The organism is Streptomyces sp. KLMMK, assembly GCF_036961605.1.
GTDB classification, from domain to species: Bacteria; Actinomycetota; Actinomycetes; order Streptomycetales; family Streptomycetaceae; genus Streptomyces; species Streptomyces telluris.
The window spans coordinates 1-3528 of record NZ_JBAMDC010000545.1 but is presented as its reverse complement, the minus strand read 5'-3'; the positions used below and the strand labels follow the sequence as shown (position 1 = coordinate 3528).

2 protein-coding genes and 1 pseudogene are annotated in these 3528 nt (G+C 70.0%); 2 read left to right on the top strand and 1 reads right to left on the bottom strand.

From position 1 onward, the window contains the following. Positions 1-437 (bottom strand): annotated as a pseudogene (locus tag V7793_RS35275) (PucR family transcriptional regulator); the annotation flags it as partial. Between the two features lie 244 nt (positions 438-681). On the opposite strand from V7793_RS35275, the gene V7793_RS35270 reads away from it, so the two are divergent. Next, positions 682-1608, top strand: a complete 927-nt coding sequence (locus V7793_RS35270; protein WP_168096242.1) for a proline dehydrogenase family protein — start codon at positions 682-684, stop codon at positions 1606-1608. Positions 1609-1652: 44 nt separating this feature from the next. Continuing rightward, entirely contained in the window at positions 1653-3284 is a 1632-nt protein-coding gene (pruA, locus tag V7793_RS35265) for an L-glutamate gamma-semialdehyde dehydrogenase (protein ID WP_336013768.1), read from the top strand. Positions 3285-3528: the final 244 nt, after the last annotated feature.

The window sequence follows — 3528 nt, the reverse complement described above, 5'->3', positions numbered from 1 at the left end:
TCGGCGGCCAGCAGCTCGCCGATCCGGGCGGCCGTCTCCATGGCCTGCGCGAGCCGCGGATCGGCGTGGGGGACGCTCAGGTCGAGGCCGGCCAGGTGCTCGTCGTCCAGCAGCCACACGTAGCCGTGCACCACGCCGCGGTGGCGCACCGGCAGGCAGATGCGGCCCTTGAAGACCCCCGCCGCCGGGTCCGGCGGGATCCGCAGCGGCGCCTGGGCCCGCGCGATGCCGAACGCCTCGAACCACGCCCGGACGGCAGCGGTGGACCGCCGCTGCAGGATCGAGCGGGTCCGCACCGGGTCCATCATCACGTCGAGGTCGTCCTCGCCGCCGTGGGCGCCGAACGCGATCAGTACGAAGTCGCGGTCCTCGAGCGTCGCGGGGGCGCCGAGCGCCGCCGATATCTCGTCGACGAGGTGCTGGTAGTCGCCGCGCATGGCCCCGCCACGCTCCTTCCCCCGATTCGTGCGGGCTGCCCGGCCGCCGCCGGCGGGTCCTTTTGGCCCGGAATCAACCCAAGGTTCTATGTACAGGTCACCATTGTCATACATCTGTCTGAGATCCGGGCCACGGATGCGTGACAGCTGTCGATGGTCCAGGATCGGGGTGATCTCTAGTTTTCACGATGAGTTCCTTATGCCGTCCCCCCAGGTGGGGACGGCCGTCATCGTGGAGGTGCCCGTGCTGGGTCCCGTGATCCTCGCTGCGTCGCGCAGCGACAAGATGCGCCGTTTCGTGTCGGCTGCCCCGGGCACCAAGCAGGTCGTCGACCGCTTCATCGCGGGCGAGACCGTCGACCAGGTCATCCCGATCGTCAAGGACGCCGCGGCCAAGGGCCTCGAGGTCACCCTGGACGTCGTCGGCGAGGACATCACCACCGTCGAGCAGTCCCACGCCGCCCGCGACGCCTACCTGCAGCTGATCGGCCGGCTCGAGGAGCTCGGCCTGGGCACCCGGGCCGAGATGTCGGTCAAGCTCTCCATGTTCGGCCAGGCGCTGGAGGGCGGCCACGAGCTCGCCCTCGCCAACGTCCGCCCCGTCGTCGAGGCCGCCGCGGCCATCGGCACCACGGTTACGCTGGACGCGGAGGACCACACGACCCTCGACTCGATGTTCGCCATCCACGAGGAGCTGCGGAAGGACTTTCCGCAGACCGGCTGCGTCATCCAGGCGTACCTCTTCCGCACCGAGGACGACGCCCGCCGCCTGGCCGCCGCCGGCAGCCGTGTGCGTATCGTGAAGGGCGCGTACAAGGAGCCCGCCTCCGTCGCGTACCAGGACAAGGCGGAGATCGACAAGGCGTTCGTCCGGATCATCAAGATCCTCATGGCGGGCGAGGGTTATCCGATGATCGGGTCGCACGACCCGCGTCTGATCGCCATCACACAGGAGCTGGCCCGGCAGGCGGGCCGCAAGCTGGACGAGTACGAGTTCCAGATGCTGTACGGAATCCGCAGCGAGGAGCACGTCCGCCTGGCCGCCGAGGGCCACCGGATGCGCGTCTACACGGCGTACGGCACCGACTGGTACGGCTACTTCATGCGCCGGCTCGCCGAGAAGCCCGCGAACCTGCTGTTCTTCGCCCGGTCCATCCTCACCAAGGGCTGACCCCCGACATCCCCCCGCAGAGCCCCGAAGGAGAAACGGAACCCATGGACGCTGTGACCCAGGTCCCCGCCCCGGTCAACGAGCCGGTCCACGGCTACGCCCCCGGCAGCCCCGAGCGCGCCCGCCTCGAGGCCAAGCTCAAGGAGCTGGCGGCCAACCCGATCGACCTGCCGATGACCATCGGCGGCGAGAAGCGCATGGGCGGCGGCGAGCCGTTCAAGGTCGTCCAGCCGCACAACCACGCCGCCGTCCTCGGCACCTTCCACCACGCCACGCAGGCCGACGCCCAGGACGCGATCGACGCCGCCCTCGCCGCCGCCCCGGCCTGGCGCGCGATGTCCTTCGACGACCGCGCCGCGATCATCCTGCGCGCCGCCGAGCTGCTGTCCGGCCCCTGGCGCGAGACGCTGGCCGCCTCCACCATGCTGGGCCAGTCCAAGACCGCCCAGCAGGCCGAGATCGACACCCCCTGCGAGCTCGTCGACTTCTGGCGCTTCAACGTGCACTTCGCGCGCCAGATCCTCGCCGAGCAGCCGGTCGCCAACTCCACCGGCGTGTGGAACCGCAGCGACCACCGGCCGCTGGAGGGCTTCGTCTACGCGATCACGCCCTTCAACTTCACCGCCATCGCCGGCAACCTGCCGACCGCCCCGGCCCTCATGGGCAACGTGGTCGTCTGGAAGCCGTCCCCCACCCAGACCCACTCCGCCGTGCTGCTGATGCAGCTCCTGGAGGAGGCGGGCCTGCCCAAGGGCGTCATCAACCTGGTGACCGGCGACGGCATCGCCGTCTCCGAGGTGGCCCTGAACCACCCCGAGCTGGCCGGCATCCACTTCACCGGCTCGACCAAGACCTTCCAGCACCTGTGGAAGACGGTCGGCAACAACATCGAGAAGTACAAGTCCTACCCGCGCCTGGTCGGCGAGACCGGCGGCAAGGACTTCGTCGTCGCCCACCCGAGCGCCGACCGCGCGGTCCTGAAGACCGCCCTGACCCGCGGCTCCTTCGAGTTCCAGGGCCAGAAGTGCTCGGCCTCCTCCCGCGCCTACGTCCCCCGCTCCATCTGGGAGGACGGCTTCAAGGAGGAGTTCGCGGCCGAGGTCGACGGCATCACCATGGGTGACGTCACCGACCTGTCGAACTTCATCGGCGCCGTCATCGACGACCGCGCCTTCGCCAAGAACAAGGCCGCGATCGACCGCGCCAAGGCCGACCCGGCCTGCACGATCGTCGCCGGCGGCACCTACGACGACTCGGTGGGCTACTTCGTCCGCCCGACCGTCATCGAGTGCACCGACCCGGAGAACGAGGTCTTCACGACCGAGTACTTCGGCCCGGTCCTCGCCGTCCACGTCTACGAGGACGCCGACTTCGACGCGATGCTCGCCCAGATGGAGTCCGTCTCGGCGTACGCGCTGACCGGCGCCGTCATTGCGAACGACCGCGCCGCGGCCGCCGACGCCATGGCCAAGCTGCGCTTCGCCGCCGGCAACTTCTACATCAACGACAAGTCGACCGGTGCCGTGGTCGGCCAGCAGCCGTTCGGCGGCGGCCGCGCCTCCGGCACCAACGACAAGGCCGGCGCCGCGTCCAACCTGACGCGCTGGGTCTCGACCCGCTCCATCAAGGAGACCCTGGTCGCGCCGACCGACTACCGCTACCCGCACATGGGCTGACCCGCCCGGTGACAGACCACCGCCCTGCCCGGCTTCTGCCGGGCAGGGCGGTGGCATTTCAGCCCGTCCGGCGTTCGAGGACGAGCGCGTTCAGCGCGATACGGGGGTCCGGGGCTTGCCTCTGGTTACGGGAAGGGGCGGGGTGGGGAAGGACTAACCCCACCCGGCGACGATCAGCGACAGCCCGGCCGCGAAACCGCACCCCAGCAGCACCAGATACACGGCATAGAACCGCCGCAGGCGG

What these genes read in the sequence shown, in the direction of transcription:
- pruA (WP_336013768.1), top strand. Translation starts at nt 1,653, where the DNA reads ATGGACGCTGTGACCCAGGTCCCCGCCCCGGTCAACGAGCCGGTCCAC.